The organism is Agrobacterium sp. B1(2019), assembly GCF_008274755.1.
Taxonomy (GTDB): Bacteria; Pseudomonadota; Alphaproteobacteria; order Rhizobiales; family Rhizobiaceae; genus Agrobacterium; species Agrobacterium salinitolerans.
In genome coordinates this window covers 1537089-1554184 of sequence record NZ_VTPB01000001.1, presented here as the reverse complement: position 1 = coordinate 1554184, position 17096 = coordinate 1537089, and the positions used below count along the sequence as shown (strand labels likewise).

Annotated in this window: 17 protein-coding genes and 1 pseudogene; 17 read left to right on the top strand and 1 reads right to left on the bottom strand. The window is 59.7% G+C overall.

All coding sequences use genetic code 11. The annotated features are described in order from the left end of the window. Window positions 1-245: 245 nt before the first annotated feature. The 10 genes and pseudogenes from AGR1_RS07735 (at window position 246) to AGR1_RS07690 (ending at window position 10568) form a co-directional block, all read left to right on the top strand. Entirely contained in the window at window positions 246-1577 is a 1332-nt protein-coding gene (locus AGR1_RS07735) for a murein L,D-transpeptidase (protein WP_080790949.1), read from the top strand. A gap of 353 nt (window positions 1578-1930) precedes the next feature. Then, window positions 1931-3220 (top strand): serine hydroxymethyltransferase, encoded by a 1290-nt coding sequence (gene glyA, locus AGR1_RS07730; RefSeq protein ID WP_149146618.1) that lies wholly within the window; start codon window positions 1931-1933, stop codon window positions 3218-3220. A 12-nt stretch (window positions 3221-3232) separates the two neighbouring features. Continuing rightward, window positions 3233-3712, top strand: coding sequence for a transcriptional regulator NrdR (gene nrdR, locus AGR1_RS07725; protein ID WP_006312828.1), 480 nt, complete (start codon window positions 3233-3235; stop codon window positions 3710-3712). 2 nt (window positions 3713-3714) lie between these two features. Continuing rightward, a complete protein-coding gene (ribD, locus tag AGR1_RS07720) occupies window positions 3715-4959 on the top strand; it encodes a bifunctional diaminohydroxyphosphoribosylaminopyrimidine deaminase/5-amino-6-(5-phosphoribosylamino)uracil reductase RibD (protein ID WP_149146617.1) in 1245 nt (414 codons plus the stop codon). After that, window positions 4959-5570: a riboflavin synthase gene (locus AGR1_RS07715; protein ID WP_149146616.1), complete on the top strand. Its 612-nt coding sequence runs from the start codon at window positions 4959-4961 to the stop codon at window positions 5568-5570. Before ribD ends, AGR1_RS07715 begins: the two co-directional genes overlap by 1 nt. Before the next feature lie 136 nt (window positions 5571-5706). Continuing rightward, window positions 5707-5796: pseudogene (locus AGR1_RS07710) on the top strand (LysE family translocator); the annotation flags it as partial. A 164-nt stretch (window positions 5797-5960) separates the two neighbouring features. After that, complete coding sequence (ribH, locus tag AGR1_RS07705; protein ID WP_077982966.1) at window positions 5961-6407, top strand: 6,7-dimethyl-8-ribityllumazine synthase; 447 nt, start codon at window positions 5961-5963, stop codon at window positions 6405-6407. A 4-nt stretch (window positions 6408-6411) separates the two neighbouring features. Continuing rightward, complete coding sequence (gene nusB, locus AGR1_RS07700) at window positions 6412-6909, top strand: transcription antitermination factor NusB (RefSeq protein WP_010971444.1); 498 nt, start codon at window positions 6412-6414, stop codon at window positions 6907-6909. Window positions 6910-6988: 79 nt separating this feature from the next. Beyond that, window positions 6989-8212, top strand: a complete 1224-nt coding sequence (locus AGR1_RS07695) for an MFS transporter (protein ID WP_149146615.1) — start codon at window positions 6989-6991, stop codon at window positions 8210-8212. 217 nt (window positions 8213-8429) lie between these two features. Next, window positions 8430-10568: a sodium-translocating pyrophosphatase gene (locus AGR1_RS07690; protein ID WP_149146614.1), complete on the top strand. Its 2139-nt coding sequence runs from the start codon at window positions 8430-8432 to the stop codon at window positions 10566-10568. A gap of 179 nt (window positions 10569-10747) precedes the next feature. On the opposite strand, the gene AGR1_RS07685 is transcribed toward AGR1_RS07690, so the two are convergent. After that, window positions 10748-11278 (bottom strand): outer membrane protein assembly factor BamE, encoded by a 531-nt coding sequence (locus AGR1_RS07685; RefSeq protein WP_080790943.1) that lies wholly within the window; start codon window positions 11276-11278, stop codon window positions 10748-10750. Window positions 11279-11547: 269 nt separating this feature from the next. Between AGR1_RS07685 and AGR1_RS07680 the strand changes: the two genes are divergently transcribed. The 7 genes from AGR1_RS07680 to AGR1_RS07650 all read left to right on the top strand — a co-directional run bounded on the left by AGR1_RS07680 (window position 11548) and on the right by AGR1_RS07650 (window position 17078). Beyond that, a complete protein-coding gene (locus tag AGR1_RS07680) occupies window positions 11548-12087 on the top strand; it encodes a ubiquinol-cytochrome C chaperone family protein (protein ID WP_080790942.1) in 540 nt (179 codons plus the stop codon). An 8-nt stretch (window positions 12088-12095) separates the two neighbouring features. Next, a complete protein-coding gene (locus AGR1_RS07675; protein WP_080793026.1) occupies window positions 12096-12659 on the top strand; it encodes a DUF177 domain-containing protein in 564 nt (187 codons plus the stop codon). 101 nt (window positions 12660-12760) lie between these two features. After that, window positions 12761-13822, top strand: coding sequence for a phosphate acyltransferase PlsX (gene plsX / locus AGR1_RS07670; RefSeq protein WP_080790941.1), 1062 nt, complete (start codon window positions 12761-12763; stop codon window positions 13820-13822). A 4-nt stretch (window positions 13823-13826) separates the two neighbouring features. Continuing rightward, window positions 13827-14798, top strand: a complete 972-nt coding sequence (locus AGR1_RS07665) for a beta-ketoacyl-ACP synthase III (protein WP_080790940.1) — start codon at window positions 13827-13829, stop codon at window positions 14796-14798. A 244-nt stretch (window positions 14799-15042) separates the two neighbouring features. Next, window positions 15043-15381: an integration host factor subunit alpha gene (locus AGR1_RS07660; RefSeq protein ID WP_003502236.1), complete on the top strand. Its 339-nt coding sequence runs from the start codon at window positions 15043-15045 to the stop codon at window positions 15379-15381. Window positions 15382-15655: 274 nt separating this feature from the next. Further along, window positions 15656-16186 (top strand): MerR family transcriptional regulator, encoded by a 531-nt coding sequence (locus AGR1_RS07655; RefSeq protein WP_077982504.1) that lies wholly within the window; start codon window positions 15656-15658, stop codon window positions 16184-16186. A gap of 163 nt (window positions 16187-16349) precedes the next feature. After that, window positions 16350-17078, top strand: a complete 729-nt coding sequence (locus AGR1_RS07650; RefSeq protein WP_149146613.1) for a nuclease — start codon at window positions 16350-16352, stop codon at window positions 17076-17078. The last annotated feature ends 18 nt before the right edge of the window (window positions 17079-17096 follow it).

Below are 17096 nucleotides of genomic sequence, written 5' to 3'. Positions count from 1 at the left end.
GGCGAACAAAGCTTCGTGAGGTGAGGCCCGTGACACGAATCGGCCATATTGATATGGGACCGGCAAAGGTGAAGGAGCCGGCTGTTTCTCCTGCTGTCGCGGCAAGTGCCGACTGTTCTGCCAGACAATAGCGCCCAACAGACGGGTGTTGAGTACTACCAGCCGGCAGACACGTTGTACGTGTTTGTTAATCATATTGATTTAGGCATTATTGATAATGCCGAAGAGAGTGGCTGGTAGGTAGAATGACAAAAAAACCCGTTTCCGATTCCGTATCGCGCCGCACGCTTCTGCGTTCGGCCGTTTCCGTTGGCGCCGCCGCGCTTGCCGCGCCGGCTTTTGCGCAGAACGCGTTCAACGATCTCATGGGCTCCTCGCGCCGCGGCAACTGGGATGACCAGTTTGACGCCAATACGTCGCGTTCGGCCGTGGGTGTCGTTTCCAACAATCCGGTTCTTGGACGCGAAGCGCCTGTCTATATGCAGCAGGCGATCATGCAATATCAGCAGATAGTGCAGAATGGCGGCTGGCCGGAAGTGCCCGCGTCGCAGCAGCGTCTCCAGATCGGCGTCTCCGATCCTTCCGTGCAGGCGCTGCGTCAGCGACTGATGGTGTCCGGCGACCTGCCGCGTGAAGCCGGCATTTCCAGCGCCTTCGATTCCTATGTCGATGGCGCGCTGAAGCGTTTCCAGGCCCGTCACGGTCTTCCGGCTGATGGCGTCATCGGCGAATACACCACGAAGGCGCTCAATGTTTCCGCGCAGGTTCGTCTGGCGCAGCTACAGACCAACCTTGTTCGCATCCAGTCCATGTCGGGCGATCTCGGCCAGCGTCACCTGATGGTGAATATCCCGGCTGCCGCCATCGAGGCAGTGGAGAATGAACGCGTCGTGTTGCGCAACACGGCCGTCGTCGGTCGCGCCAGCCGTCCGACCCATGTGATCAATTCCAAAATTTACGAAGTCATCCTGAACCCTTACTGGACTGCACCGCGCTCGATCGTTGAAAAGGACATCGTGCCGCTGATGCAGAAGGACCCGACCTATCTGGAGCGGAACAATATCCGCCTCATCGACGGCAAGGGACAGGAAGTTTCGCCAACCGCAGTCGACTGGTTCGCGCCGAAGGCTCCGAACCTGATGTTCCGTCAGGACCCCGGCAAGATCAACGCCATGTCGTCCACGAAGATCAATTTCCACAATCCCAATAACGAATATATGCACGACACGCCGCAGCAGGGCCTGTTCAACAAGCTGATGCGTTTCGAATCCTCCGGCTGTGTGCGCGTGCAGAACGTGCGCGACCTGACGAGCTGGCTGCTGCGCGACACGCCCGGCTGGTCGCGTCAGGAGATGGAACGTGTCATCGCCACCCGCGTCAACACGCCGATAAAGCTCGCTCAGGAAGTTCCGGTTTATTTCGTCTACATCACCGCATGGTCGGCGAAGGACGGCGTTGTTCAGTTCCGCGACGACATCTATGGCAAGGACGGCAATGCCGAACTGGCGCTCAACACCACGGCAGGCATGGAACAGCCGGCCGGCGCGGTGGACGACGACCTCCTGCCGCGCAACTGATCGTCCTTTTCGCCGTCAGCTTGGAATTGTGAGCCAGGGGAGAGGTGGTCGCCGGGAAGCGGCCAACCCCTCCGCCGTCATCCTCGGGCTTGTCCCGAGGATCCAATCACCTAGCGTAAAATAGAAGCGTTGCAGATCCTCGGGACAGGCCCGAGGATGACGCGAGTGTGTGGCTTGGCCGCGCATCATCGAAGCGCCGCCTGTATTTTCCGTCGCCGCCTGTTTTTCCTCAGAACAACCGTCACTTTTCGCCCCAACGTCGCAGTTTGACGGGCAAATCTCGCTGCCCGTATTGCTCTTGTCCGGGCAGGGCGCTAAGACGCCATCGCATTACTGTTTCAGGAGCCTTCATCATGTCGAACACAGATGCTTTCTTCTCCCGCCCGCTTGCCGAAGCCGATCCGGATATTTTCGGCGCGATCGAGAAGGAACTGGGTCGCCAGCGCCACGAGATCGAACTGATCGCATCGGAAAATATCGTTTCCCGCGCTGTGCTCGAAGCGCAGGGTTCGATCATGACGAACAAATATGCGGAAGGTTATCCGGGCAAGCGTTATTACGGCGGCTGCCAGTTCGTCGACATCGCTGAAGAACTCGCAATCGAACGCGCCAAGAAGCTGTTCGGCGTCAACTTTGCCAACGTCCAGCCGAACTCCGGTTCGCAGATGAATCAGGCCGTGTTCCTCGCGCTGTTGCAGCCGGGCGATACCTTCATGGGCCTTGATCTGAACTCGGGAGGCCACCTGACGCATGGTTCGCCGGTCAACATGTCCGGCAAATGGTTCAACGTCGTGTCCTACGGCGTGCGCGAAGGCGATAACCTGCTCGACATGGACGAGGTGGAGCGCAAGGCCAAGGAACATAAGCCGAAGCTCATTCTTGCTGGCGGCACCGCTTATTCCCGCGTCTGGGACTGGAAGCGCTTCCGCGAGATCGCCGATGAAGTCGGCGCTTACCTGATGGTCGATATGGCCCACATCGCCGGTCTCGTCGCAGGCGGCCAGCATCCGTCGCCATTCCCGCATTGCCATGTTGCGACGACCACCACGCACAAGTCGCTGCGCGGCCCGCGCGGCGGCATGATCCTCACCAATGACGAGGATCTGGCCAAGAAGTTCAACTCCGCCGTCTTCCCCGGCCTCCAGGGTGGCCCGCTGATGCACGTCATCGCCGCCAAGGCTGTTGCCTTCGGTGAAGCGCTTCAGCCGGAATTCAAGGACTATGCCGCACAGGTTGTGAAGAACGCCAAGGCGCTGGCCGAAACGCTGGTCGAAGGCGGTCTGGATGTCGTTTCCGGCGGCACGGACAACCACCTGATGCTGGTTGATCTTCGCAAGAAGAACGCCACGGGTAAGCGCGCGGAAGCAGCTCTCGGCCGCGCCTACATCACCTGCAACAAGAACGGCATTCCTTTCGATCCTGAAAAGCCTTTCGTCACCTCAGGTGTCCGTCTTGGCACGCCGGCCGGCACGACGCGCGGTTTCAAGGAAGCGGAGTTCCGCGAAATCGGCAAGCTGATCGTCGAGGTTCTCGATGGTCTGAAGGTCGCCAATTCGGATGAGGGCAACGCCGCCGTCGAGGCTGCCGTGCGTGAAAAGGTCGTCGGCCTGACCGACCGTTTCCCGATGTACCCGTACATGTAAGGAAGAAAAACGATGCGCTGCCCATTCTGCGGTTCCGAAGACACACAGGTCAAGGACTCGCGTCCGGCGGAGGATAATACCTCCATCCGCCGGCGGCGCATCTGCCCGGATTGCGGCGGCCGCTTTACGACCTATGAGCGCGTGCAACTGCGCGAGCTGATGGTCATCAAGAAAAGCGGCCGCAAGCTGCCTTTCGACCGGGAAAAGCTGGTGCGCTCCTTCGAGATCGCGCTGCGCAAACGCCCGGTTGACCGCGACAGGATCGAGCGCGCCGTCTCCGGCATTGCTCGCCGTCTGGAAAGTTCCGGCGAGACGGAAATCCCCTCGGAAGAAATCGGCCTGCAGGTTCTCGAAGCGCTGAAGAGCCTCGATGACGTGGCCTTCGTGCGTTACGCCTCGGTCTATCGCGATTTCAGCCATGCCGAGGATTTCGAAAACGTGATTGCCGAAATCAACGCCAAGATCGCCCGCGATACGGACGCCGGAGTCTAGCCGTGACCACCCGTGCCGATGACGAAAGATTCATGGCCCGGGCAATCGAGGTTTCGCTTCGCCATCAGGGCCAGACGCTTACCAATCCCTCCGTCGGCTGCGTGCTCGTCAAAGAGGGGCAAATCATCGCCGAAGCCGTGACCGCCATAGGCGGCCGCCCGCATGCCGAACGGCAGGCGCTGGAAATCGCCGGGGAGGCGGCGCGCGGCGCCACCGCCTATGTGACGCTCGAACCTTGCTCGCACTGGGGCAAGACGCCGCCCTGCGCCAATGCCCTGGTGGAATACGGCGTCGCCCGCGTCGTGGTGGCGGTGGATGATCCGGACGAGCGTGTTTCCGGCCGTGGTTATGCGATTTTACGGGATGCCGGCATTGTGGTGGAAACCGGCCTGTTGCGGGATGAGGGTAAGAGGGCGCTGGCCGGTTACCTCACACGTCAGGTGAAAAAACGCCCGCATGTGATTCTGAAGCTTGCCGTTTCCGCCGATGGCATGATCGGCAGGAAAGGCGAGGGGCAGGTGGCGATCACCGGTCCCGAGGCTCGCCATGCCGTGCATCAACTGCGCGCGCGTTGCGATTGCATTCTCGTTGGTATCAGGACCGCCATTGCGGATGATCCCGAACTGACGGTCCGAATAGCTGGTCTCGAGGATCGTTCGCCGGTTCGCATCGTGCTGGATCGCCAGTTTGAGTTGCCGATGACATCGAAGCTGGTGAAGACAGTGCGGGAGGTGCCGGTGATCGTTGCGGCGTTACCCCCCTCCGCCCTGCCGGGCATCTCCCCCTCAAGGGGGGAGATCGGCAAGGGGCTGGCCGCTCGCTTAAATTTCGACTCCACCTCTCATTCGTCAACCTTCAAGGTCGGGCAAGGCAGCGCCCCATCGATCTCCCCCCTTGAGGGGGAGATGCCCGGCAGGGCAGAGGGGGGTAGCCGCGACCGCCGCCGCCAACTTCTCACCAATGCCGGCGTCCAGATCCTCGAAGCTTCGTCGCTCGAAAGCCTCCTCCACATCCTCGCCGAAAGCAGCATGTCGGAACTTCTGGTCGAAGGCGGCGCTTTTGCAGCAAAATCATTCCTTGAAGCGGGGCTGGTGGACCGTATCATGCTGTTCGAAAGCCCGGTCATGATCGGTGAGGGCGGCATTGAAACGCCGCTCAACCGTGCCGATATTCCGGGCGACTATGCTCTGGTCAGCGAGACCGCCTACGGGCCGGATCGCTGCTTCGATTATGAAAGGCCGATTTGATGTTTACCGGAATTGTCACCGACGTCGGAACCGTTTCCGAGCTGGAAGCCCTTGCCGAAGGCGTGCGTCTGCGGGTGGCGACCAATTACGATCCCAAGACCATCGATATGGGCGCGTCCATTTCCCATGGCGGCGTCTGCCTGACGGTGACGAAACTGCCGGAGGACGGCAGCAATGAGCGCTGGTACGAGGTCGAGGCCTGGGAAGAGGCGCTGCGCCTGACAACGATTGCCGGCTGGCAAAAGGGTACCCACGTCAATCTGGAACGGGCGCTGAAGATCGGCGACGAGCTGGGCGGCCACATCGTCTCCGGCCATGTCGACGGCAAGGCGGAAATCCTGTCCGTGGAGCAGGAAGGCGAAGCGGTGCGCATCCGCCTGCGCGCGCCGGAACATCTGGCGAAATTCGTGGCGCCCAAGGGCTCCATCGCGCTGGATGGCACCTCGCTGACCGTCAACGCCGTAGACGGCACTGATTTCGACGTGCTGCTGATCCGCCACACGCTCACCGTCACCACCTGGGGTGAACGCCAGCCAGGCGATTTCGTGAATTTCGAAGTCGACACCATGGCGCGTTACGCCGCAAGGCTTGCGGAATTTCCGTCGGCTTAAACTGAGGAGGATGAGTCAGCGGACGTCACGGCAGATCAATTCTTGTCCGACACCCTGCTTCCGATTGGAGCGTAAACGTTATAAAGACGTGTCCAGGCTCCCAATCCCCGGTCCGGCCATGCTCTATGCGGCGGCGCAAACCAGCGCGGTGCAGGTGCTTGCCCGCCGCGTTGCCGGGACGGTGCTGATGGGGCTTGGCGTCCATCTCGCCTTCCAGAAAACCTGATTGTCGTGGAGCCGCGCCGGAAGACGTGAAACCCGGCCAAATGCCCCGTAAACGCGGCCTCTTGCGCCGGTGACACATGAAATTACTTGCCAAAAACGGCCAGCCGTGGTTTGACCGCCGCAAAAGCCGGTATGATCCGGCGTTAAGCTTTTCAGGAAAATATCATGTCCCAACCCCATCTTCTTATCGTGGAAGCACGTTTTTACGACGATATGGCGGACGCGCTTCTCGAAGGCGCGAAGTTCGCGCTTGATGAAGCCGGCGCTACCTATGACGTCATCACCGTTCCCGGCGCGCTTGAAATCCCCGCGGCCATCGCGATGGCGCTCGATGGCGCAGACAATGACGGCACGGAGTATGACGGTTTCGTTGCACTCGGCATGGTCATTCGTGGTGAGACCTATCACTTCGATATCGTCGCCAATGAATCCTCCCGCGCCCTGATGGATCTCGCTGTCAGCGAATCGTTGCCGATCGGCAATGGCATCCTCACCGTCGAAAATGACGAGCAGGCATGGGCGCGCGTGCGCCGTTCCGACAAGGACAAGGGCGGTTTTGCTGCCCGTGCGGCTCTGACGATGATCGAGCTGAAGAAAAAACTGGGTGGCTGAACGCATGTCGGATGTTGAAAACGGCGGCGAACCGCGCCAGCCTTCGGTAAAGCCCGCCAACCAGCGCGGCGCGGCCCGCCTTGCGGCCGTGCAGGCGCTGTACCAGATGGATGTCGGCGGAACCGGCGTGATGGAAGTTGTGGCCGAATACGAGGCGCACCGTCTCGGCCAGGAAGTCGATGGCGATACCTACCTGAAGGCCGATCCTTCATGGTTCCGTTCGATTGTTTCCGGCGTCGTCCGCGATCAGACGAAGATCGACCCCTTGGTGCGCTCCGCCCTTCTGGAAGATTGGCCGCTGTCGCGCCTCGATGCCACCGTGCGCGCCATACTGCGTGCCGGCACCTTCGAGATTCTCGAGCGCAAGGACGTGCCGGTTGCCGTCATCGTCACGGAATATGTGGAAATCGCCCGTGCTTTCTTCGAGCATGACGAGCCCAAGCTGGTGAATGCGGTTCTGGATCGCATTGCCAAACAGGTTCGCGGCGAGGCAAAACGCTGAATGAGAGCATTTCCAGGAAAAACGGAATCCGCTTTTCCGTCCGGAAATGCGAAAATTCTCTAAAACAAATGAGGAAGAGATGAGCGCGGTTTCCGTCCCCGGACTTGAAGTTCAACTGGACGAGGCGAAGCGCAATGTCTTCCTCCTGACCATGGCGCAGGCGATCATGGGATCGGCCGCGCCCTTAAGCTTTTCGGTCGGCGCGCTTGCCGGCTATCAGTTGCTCGGCGCGGACAAGTCGCTGGCGACCGCGCCTCTCACCGGCTTCAATATCGGCGTTGCGCTTGGCGCGATCTGCGTGGCGGCCGCATCACGCTTCCTCGGCCGCAAGGCAGGCTTCATGGTCGGGGCGCTGATGTGCTCTGTCGGCGGCGGCATTGCTGCGGTCGCGCTCTTCCGCTCCGATTTCTGGCTGTTTGCCCTCGGCCTGCTGCTGATCGGCATTTCCGGCGGCTTTACGCAAAAAATCCGCTTCGCCGCAGCTGACGCCTCGCCATCCTTCTACAAACCGAAAGCGATCTCCTGGATTCTGGCTGGCGGCATCATCTCGGCCATCGTCGGACCACAGCTTGCGATTTTCGGCAAGGACCTGCTTGCGCCGGTCACCTTTGCGGGGGCCTTTATCGCGCTCGTTCCGCTGGGGCTTTTATCCATTGTCATTTTGGCGTTCTTGAAACTGCCCGATCCCCAGGCTGCCGCCACGCACGCCGAGGCGCCAAGGCCGCTGTCGGAAATCGTCCGAACGCAGCGTTTCATCACGGGCATGATCTGCGGCATAGGCTCCTACGCCTTGATGACCTTCATGATGACCGGCGCACCGCTCGCCATGGTGGTCGGCTGTGGCTTCCCGACGGAACTCGCCACGCTCGGCATCCAGTGGCACGTTCTCGCCATGTTCGGCCCGAGCTTCTTCACCGGCATGCTGATTTCCCGATTCGGATCGGAAAAAATCGTCGCGGCGGGCCTCATCGTGTTGATGGCCTGCGCTATCGTCGCGCATATGGGCATCGAACTGTGGAATTTCTGGGCGGCGCTCATCCTGCTCGGCCTCGGTTGGAATTTCGGCTTCATCGGCGCAACCGCAATCATCACGTCAAGTTATCGCCCGCATGAGGCGGACAAGGTGCAGGGCTTCCACGATATCGTTCTGTTTGGCACCGTGGCCCTGTCATCCTTCTCTTCCGGCAAGGTGTTTACGGCCTGGGGCTGGTCGGTGATGAACCTCGTCATCTGGCCGGTTGCCGGGCTTTGCCTGCTGCTTGTCCTGTCGCTCGTCCTGACAAGTCGCAAAAAAGCGGCCTGAGTCTCGCGCCACACTCTACCCCTTTCAAGTTTCAGGCAAATTTGTGGGCTTGACGCGACACCTCGCGCCAACGCAATCTCCGCTGCGAGGACATTTTTCCTGGGAGGGGAACAAATGCCCAAGACGGGATTTGGGACAGGCCGTCCGCATCTCCCTGCACAAGGTTTCGCCACGCCGGGGAGGGAGTGAGACCCGGCCTTTTGGGAGGTAAGTGCGCATGACCGTAATACCCATAGTAATTTTATGCGGTGTCCTGTCCGTGGTTTACGCGGTATGGGCGACCAAGAGCGTTCTCGACGCCGATCAGGGCAACGAGCGTATGCGTGAAATAGCAGGTTTTATCCGTGAAGGTGCGCAGGCTTATCTCACCCGTCAATATCTCACCATCGCCATCGTCGGGCTGATCGTCGCCGTTCTGGCCTGGTATCTTCTGTCATCCATGGCTGCCATCGGTTTCATCATCGGCGCGGTTCTGTCTGGTGTCGCCGGTTTTGTCGGCATGCATGTCTCCGTGCGCGCCAATCTGCGCACCGCGCAGGCCGCCTCGCACAGCCTTGGCGCCGGCCTCGACATCGCCTTCAAATCGGGCGCTATCACCGGCATGCTGGTGGCGGGCCTCGCGCTGCTCGGCGTCTCGATCTATTATTTCGTCCTGACCTCGGTGATGGGCCACCCTGCAGGATCGCGTGAGGTGATCGACGCGCTGGTGTCGCTCGGCTTTGGCGCATCGCTGATCTCCATCTTCGCCCGTCTCGGCGGCGGCATCTTCACCAAGGGTGCGGATGTCGGCGGCGATCTCGTCGGCAAGGTCGAAGCCGGCATTCCGGAGGACGATCCGCGCAACCCGGCAACCATTGCAGACAATGTCGGCGACAATGTCGGCGATTGCGCCGGCATGGCGGCCGACCTCTTCGAGACCTATGCCGTCTCGGTGGTCGCGACCATGGTTCTCGCCGCAATCTTTTTTGCCGGAACGCCGATTTTGGAAAGCGCCATGGTCTATCCGCTGGCGATCTGCGGCGCCTGCATCCTGACCTCGATTGCCGGCACCTTCTTCGTCAAGCTTGGTACCAACAATTCCATCATGGGGGCGCTCTACAAGGGCCTCATCGCTACCGGTGTCTTCTCAGTCGCCGGTCTTGCGGTCGCCACTCATGCGACGGTCGGCTGGGGAACGGTCGGCACGGTAGCCGGCATGGAAATCACAGGCACCAACCTCTTCTTCTGCGGATTGGTCGGCCTCGTCGTGACGGCGCTGATCGTCGTTATCACCGAATATTATACCGGCACCAACAAGCGGCCGGTCAACTCAATCGCCCAGGCCTCGGTCACCGGCCACGGCACCAACGTCATCCAGGGCCTTGCGGTCTCGCTGGAATCGACGGCGCTGCCAGCCATCGTCATCGTCGGCGGCATCATCGGCACCTATCAGCTTGGCGGCCTGTTCGGCACCGGCATCGCGGTCACCGCCATGCTCGGCCTCGCCGGCATGATCGTGGCGCTCGACGCCTTCGGCCCGGTCACGGACAATGCCGGCGGTATCGCTGAAATGGCCGGTCTCGATCCTGACGTGCGCAAGGCGACCGATGCGCTGGACGCCGTTGGCAACACTACCAAGGCCGTCACCAAAGGGTATGCCATCGGCTCCGCCGGTCTCGGCGCGCTGGTGCTGTTCGCCGCTTATGCCAATGACCTCTCCTATTTCGCCGCCAATGGCGAGACCTATCCCTATTTCAAGGATATAGGCGAGATTTCCTTCAGCCTCGCCAATCCTTACGTGGTTGCGGGCCTGCTGTTCGGCGGCCTCATTCCCTATCTCTTTGGCGGTATCGCCATGACGGCGGTGGGCAAGGCGGCAAGCTCGATCGTTGAGGAAGTACGCCGCCAGTTCCGCGAAAAGCCCGGCATCATGGCCGGAACGGAAAAGCCTGATTACGGCAAAGCCGTGGACCTGCTGACCAGGGCGGCAATCAAGGAAATGGTCATCCCGTCGCTCCTGCCGGTTCTGGCGCCGCTCGTCGTTTATTTCGGCGTGCTGGCTATTTCCGGCTCCAAGGCGTCGGCCTTCGCGGCGCTTGGCGCATCGCTGCTCGGTGTCATCATCAATGGCCTGTTCGTGGCGATTTCCATGACCTCCGGTGGTGGCGCATGGGACAATGCCAAGAAGAGCTTCGAAGACGGTTTCATCGACAAAGACGGCGTGCGCCACGTCAAGGGGTCGGATGCCCACAAGGCGTCGGTGACGGGCGATACGGTCGGCGATCCCTACAAGGATACCGCCGGTCCCGCCGTCAACCCCGCGATCAAGATCACTAATATTGTGGCGCTGCTGCTGCTCGCGGTTCTCGCCCACTGAAGGCTAGAGCATTTCCAGTAAAAGTGCTTAGCGGTTTTACGTTCGGAAAATGCGTAAAAACAAACAGGTAGAGCGTTTTCGCGTTTCGGAGAAAAGCGGAAATGCCCTAAATGCGCCGGGCAATGAAAGAGGCCCGGGGAGCGCTCCCCGGGCCTTTGAATTTATTGTCTTTCTTCCGATCAGGGGGTGTTGTTGCCCTGACCGAGAATGCTTTTGGCGATATTGGCGCCCGAGGTGCCGCCGGAAAGCAGCTGCTGCAGGAAGGTGAGGTCCTTGCCGCCCGTCGGCGTGGTGCGCGAAATCGTGTCGAAGACCTTGCCGTCCTGCAGCGTGTAATTGGCCTTGCGCTCGATCACGCCGTCCTTGTTGAAGTAGATGGCGAGAATGTTCTGCTCAACCAGCGACGGCTTCATGAAGGCCGCGCGGCGTACGCGCTTCTGCGAGATGTAATAGAACACCTCGTTGCCGAAGGTCGCCGTGGTGGAAGGTGTACCCATGGTCAGCAGAACCTGCTCGCGGCTGGAACCTTCGGGGATCAGCTGGAGGGCCTGCTCGTCCATGACGTAGCCGTTGTGAAATACGTCTGTCGTGCTGGTGCAGGCGGAAAGCAGGCCGGATGCGAGCACGATTGCGATGGCGGTCTTGCTCAGAATTTTGCCGTGACTTGCGGATTTCTGCTTGCTCAACTGCTTTTCCCCGACTGCGATCATGAATGGCACCTTCCGGCATTGCGTGGTGCACAGTGTCTGTGCACATGATTGTGTCAATCCGGGGACGGAAAATCCCGATCACCCCCCAAATTCAATGCTTTCACGACCTTTTGGAACTCCTCCGGTTCTCTTCGACTGTTTCAGCCCAAAGACGAACGTGACCGTGACAGCATTGCAATTCGTGGATGCTTCGGTAAACCAGCTTTGACAATCATGCAACAAGTGCGATGGGCGGTAAGCGAATTCACCCGTCCGGTTCGGAAAAAAAGATGATATTCGGGCTGTTCAGACAGAAAAATAACAATCGCGCCATTGTCGATCGGCAATATGCGACTTTGACGGCTGCCGCCCGCACGCCCGGGTTTTATCTCGATCTCGGTGTTCCCGATACAGTCATGGGCCGCTTCGAGATGCTCTCGGCCATCATGATTCTCTATTTCCGCCGCACCAAATCGTCAGGTGTCAGCGGGCAGGAAATCGCCCAGGAGATCGTCGACGCCTTTTTTCAGGACCTCGATCATTCCATTCGGGAACTGGGAATCGGCGATCAGGGCGTGCCGAAACGCATGAAGAAATTCGCCGGCATGTTCTATGGACGGCTCGAATCCTACGCGGCGGCGCTGGATGCTTCCGACCGCACAGCTCTTGCCGCAGCACTCCGGCGCAATATATATCCGCAGGCAGACGACAAGGCCCCCGATATGGAGGGGCTGGCGGGCTGGATGATGGAAGCATCCGCAGCCCTCGCCGCCCAGTCCGAAGAGACAATAGCAACCGGAAGCCTGACGCTGCCCTTGCCTGTACGATGAGGTTCACGATGAATGCGCGACACGCCGCAAATGACGACCTGCCTTTTTCCTATCCCGTAAAGGTAGGCCATATTTCCGCCAATCCCGTCAGGATTGGTCTCGAAGCCAGTGCCGAGGAACTGAAGGCGCTGGCGAAATTCTGGGATGTGGTTTCCGTCGAATATCTGAAGGCGGAGTTGCAGGTTTCCCGCTGGAAGAAGGATGGCGTGAAGATCAAGGGTGAGGTGCATGCGGCTGTGACCCAATCCTGCATCGTCACGCTGGAGCCGGTCTCGAGCAAGATCGACGAGACCATCGAGCAGATTTTCGTTCCCGAAGGATCGAAGCTGGCGCGGATGGTGACCAACGAGGAAGGCGAGATCGTGCTTGATCCTGATGGCCCCGATATCCCCGACCAGTTCACCGGAGACAGCATCGATGTCGGTGCCGTGGTTGCCGAATTTGCCGCCCTTGCGATCGATCCCTATCCGCGCAAACCGGATGCGGAATTTCCCGAAACGGCCGAAAAAGAGCCCGGGGAAGAAAAGCGCCCATCGCCCTTTGCCGTGCTGAAAGATTGGAAAAAAGACTGAATGGCCCAGCCGGGCTGAAATAATTTTATTGTAACAAGAGCCGGAAAAGGTATTTTCGCGCAAAATCCGCTTGATTGGCGGCAAGTAAGGATAAGGGACGAGTGATCAGAATTGCAATTGACGTCATGGGTGGCGATTTCGGCCCAGATGTTGCCATACCCGGTGCCGCCAAGGCGCTTGAACGGCACAACGATGTAACTTTTCTGCTCTACGGGCAGAAGAGCAAATGCGACCCCATTCTGGCACAATATCCCGCTCTCCGGGAAAAGTCGGTCTTTCACGATTGTGAAGTCTCGGTCAGCATGGACGAGAAACCGAGCCAGGCGCTGCGCCGCGGCCGCTACGTCTCCAGCATGTGGCGCGCCATTGAAGCCGTGAAGCTCGGTGAAGCCGATGTCGCCGTTTCCGCCGGCAATACCGGCGCGCTGATGGCCATGGCCAAGTTCTGTTTGCGCACCATGGCGCGGGTGGAACGCCCGGCGATCGCCGGCATCTGGCCGACGTTGAAAGGCGAAAGCATCGTGCTCGATGTCGGCGCGACTATCGGCGCTGATTCCCAGCAATTGCTGGATTTCGCCCTGATGGGCGGTGCCATGGCGCGTGCGCTGTTCGATATCGACCGTCCGACCGTCGGCCTGCTCAATGTCGGCGTCGAGGAGGTCAAGGGTCAGGAAGAGGTGCGTGAGGCCGGACGTCTGATCCGTGAAGCCGATCTCGCCACCATCGATTATCGCGGTTTCGTCGAAGGTGACGATATCGGCAAGGGAACGGTGGATGTGGTGGTGACCGAAGGTTTCACCGGCAATATCGCACTCAAGGCCGCCGAAGGCACCGCGCGCCAGATCACCACGCTTTTGCGCGAGGCGATCTCCCGCAGCTTTTTTGCCAAGATCGGTTACGTCCTCGCAAAAAGCGCCTTTGATGTGCTGAGGGAAAAGATGGACCCGCGCAAGGTCAATGGCGGCGTGTTTCTGGGCCTCAACGGCATCGTCATCAAGAGCCATGGCGGCACCGACGCCGTCGGTTTTGCCTCCGCCGTTGATGTCGGCTACGACATGGTCCACAACGGCCTGACGGCCAAGATTGAGAATGATCTGAAAATTTACCACGCAAGACGGCTTCCGCCCCCGGCGCCCGAAGCTCTCGTGGCTGACGAGGAATAAGGGAATGATCCGCTCTATAGTTCGTGGTTTCGGGGCAGCGCTTCCGAAGCGTGTCATGACCAACAGCGAAATCGAAGGTGTCGTCGAGACGTCAGACGAATGGATCGTGCAGCGCACGGGCATCAGACAGCGTTATATCGCCGGCGAGGGTGAAACCACCGCGTCTCTCGGCGAAGCTGCGGCGCGTGCGGCGCTCGACAATGCCGGTCTCACACCCGATGATATCGACCTTATCATTCTGGCCACCTCGACCCCGGATAACACCTTTCCGGCAACCGCGGTGAACATCCAGAACCGTCTGGGCATGACCCATGGTTTCGCCTTCGACATGCAGGCCGTCTGCTCAGGCTTCGTTTATGCCGTATCGACCGCCGATCTCTATATTCGCGGCGGCATGGCCAAGCGCGTTCTGGTGATCGGTTCCGAGACCTTCTCGCGCATCCTCGACTGGAAGGACCGCACCACCTGCGTCCTCTTTGGCGACGGCGCCGGCGCGCTGGTTCTGGAGGCCGGTGAAGGTGAAGGCACCTCCGCCGATCGCGGCATCCTGACCGCACAGCTGCGCTCCGATGGCTCGCACAAGGAAAAGCTCTATGTCGATGGTGGGCCTTCCACCACTGGCACGGTCGGCCATCTGCGTATGGAAGGCCGGGAAGTGTTCAAGCACGCTGTCGGCATGATCACCGACGTCATCGAACAGGCCTTCGAGGCGACGGGCACCACGGCCGACGATCTCGACTGGCTGGTTCCGCACCAGGCCAACAAGCGCATCATCGACGGTTCGGCAAAGAAGCTTAACATCGACCCGGAAAAAGTCGTGATCACCGTCGATCAGCACGGCAATACCTCGGCCGCCTCCATTCCGCTGGCGCTCGCCGTTGCTGCCAGTGACGGACGCATCAAGAAGGGCGATCTGGTGATGCTGGAGGCCATGGGCGGCGGCTTCACGTGGGGTGCGGTGCTGCTGCGCTGGTAAAGGCCTGATTTCCGCGTTTGCCGGGGCGATGGCGCGAAATCGGTTGTGATTTTCGCGCTCACGCCCCGATTGGATGCGCCGGAGCGGCCCGAGCCTGTGTCAAAAGCGTATCACTCGCTCTAAGCCCTTGCACTGATTGCCGAAAGCCTCAAATGAATCTGGAACAATCCCTTGACCGGTCGCCACAAGGGAAATAATCTCGGCGGCTCCTAGAGAAGAGTTCAGACACGGTTTGCGGGGAAAAATGGCCGGGAAGACAGTGACACGCGCAGATCTTGCAGAATCTGTGTTTCGTAAAGTCGGGCTGTCCCGCACCGAATCCGCTGAACTGGTCGAGACGATCATTGACGAAATTTGCAACGCGATCACCCGCGGCGAAGTCGTCAAGCTTTCTTCCTTCGCGACGTTTCAGATCCGGGAAAAGAACGAACGTATAGGCCGCAACCCCAAGACGGGCGAGGAAGTTCCGATTTCTCCGCGTCGTGTCATGACCTTCAAGGCCTCGAATGTGCTGAAACAGCGCATTCTGAAGGCCCATACGGCCCGCAAGGCCAAGCAGAAGGGCCAGAAGGCCGGAGCATAATCCTTCTCTAAAGTTATAAGCGACATGCCTTTTTTGTCGTATCGTAAGCCTTTTTTCCCATTCTTCTTGTGAACATACTTGAATTTCAACGTGCAAGCCGTTGAAATCCGGTCGACTCACATCATAATCAATTTTAGTGATTTGTATCTCGCCGCAATGGCGTCTGCACGGGTTCAGAACGGATGTCGCGCGATGTTTGACCGGCGTGTGAAAAGCGTTCTCGTTCAGTGTCCGGCCGGATGCATGGCGCTCCGGTTCGGATGGGAGTGGAAATTTGGATAAAAGCCCCGACGCGTTTCGGACGATCAGTGAAGTGGCGGATGAGCTGAATCTGCCGCAGCATGTGCTGCGTTTCTGGGAAACACGCTTTCCGCAGATCAAACCGATGAAACGGGGCGGGGGCCGTCGTTATTACCGCCCTGACGATATCGATCTCCTGAAGGGCATTCGTCACCTTCTTTATGACCATGGTTACACCATCAAGGGCGTACAGAAGCTGCTGAAAGCCAATGGCAACCGCTTCGTGGCGGCCATCGCCTCCGGTGATCTCGCAACCATGGAAGCCATCATGGCGGCGAGCGGTGAAAAGGAAGTTGCCGAACCGCGTGTCGTCGATACCGATGGGGACGAGGTCGTCGGCCGTCCGAAGGCCAAACCAAGCGGCCGTTTTTTTGGCTTCGGCGGTGGCGGCGATGCGGAAATATCGGTGGGCAAGTCGAGCATCGGCAAGGACGATCAGGCGCTTTTGCAGGAAGCCCTGTTCGACCTCCTCGAATGCAAGCGCCTTCTCGATCAGGTTCGCTGACGGTTTATCCACAGCTCATTTGCGTACTTTCCATTCGGCAATTCGAGAAAACAAGAGGTTAGGGCGTTTCCCCGATTCTCTGAAAAGCGAAAACGCCCGGCAATGCCAACCTTTCGGAAACTCCTTTGGCCGATAATGCGGCTCCGTTGAAAGGAGTCCGATCGTGAGCAATCGAAAATCGACAGCACGACGCCGCGCGGCGAAGAAATCGGGTGGCGGTAGTGTTTGGCCCTGGGTGCTGATGCTGGGCGTCGTCGCCGGCGGCATTCAGGCTTACGAACATCGTGATAGTCTTTTGCCGCAGCGGCATGTTGCAAAGGCGACATCGTCAGTCACGAGTTCTTCGAAAGTCGCGACGGCGGCCAAACGCGATTCCGTCACGCGGGAAAAAGTGGCATCCATTCGCCCCGCATCGCCGGCTCTGCCCGGCAACGGCCCGGTGCCACCGCGTCCGATCGCCATGCCGTCCGCCTCGCAGCCGAGTCAGGTCGCCGCTATCTTGCCGGAAACCCGTCCTTCGGTCGAAAAAATTTCGCTCGGTGAAAAAAGCGGTACTTTTGCCTTCTGCGGTCGTTCCGGCCTCAACAATTGCGTGGCCGATGGCAACACCTTCTGGATGAAGGGCGTGAAGATGCAGCTTGCCGGCATAGAAGTGCCGCAGATCGACCGGGCGCGCTGCATGGAAGAGCGCCAGCGCGGTTTCGTTGCGAAGGTCAGGCTTCGTGACATGTTGAATGCCGGGGCCTTCGATGTGGCGTCCGGCGGTGCTGCGGGCGGGCAAGCCACGGAACGCAAACGGCTTTCGCGTTCGGGCGTATCCTTCGCCGATCAACTCGTGCGGGAAGGGCTCGCGCATCCGGCATCGGCAAAAAATCAGTCCTGGTGTGGCTAACGCCCCGTTGACCGAAAC